This window comes from Aureitalea sp. L0-47, from assembly GCF_026126405.1.
Lineage (GTDB): Bacteria > Bacteroidota > Bacteroidia > Flavobacteriales > Flavobacteriaceae > Pukyongia.
This window is the reverse complement of the sequence record NZ_JAFMTQ010000059.1, coordinates 1-389: the sequence shown is the minus strand read 5'-3', so window position 1 is coordinate 389 and position 389 is coordinate 1. Positions and strand designations below refer to the sequence as shown.

Here is a 389-nt window from a genome sequence, read left to right as displayed (position 1 = left end):
ACTTCGAATCTTTCGGCTTGTAATGATAATGGTACACCTGCCAATAGTGCGGATGACTTTTTCACAGCAGATGTAACGGTAACTTTTGCCAATGCACCTGCTACGGGAACCCTTGATCTTACGGGTGATGGTACGGCCTCAGTGTCTGTTGTCGGGCTCACCTCTCCTCACACCTTTACTTTAGTTCAAATGACAGCTGATGGTGGAGCGATCGATCTAACGGCGACATTTTCAGATGATGCGCCATGTACTTTTAATGAAACTAATGCGGGTACGGCCCCGGCTTCGTGTAGTGTAGCACCATGCAGCATCACAGCTATTGGTACTTCGAATCTTTCGGCTTGTAATGATAATGGTACACCTGCCAATAGTGCGGATGACTTTTTCAC

General features: G+C 47.0%; 1 protein-coding gene. It reads left to right on the top strand.

Annotation, left to right across the window (positions count from 1 at the left end):
- Window positions 1-389 (top strand): hypothetical protein (locus J1N09_RS15455; RefSeq protein ID WP_265201182.1); only part of this gene is annotated, 389 nt, incomplete at both ends.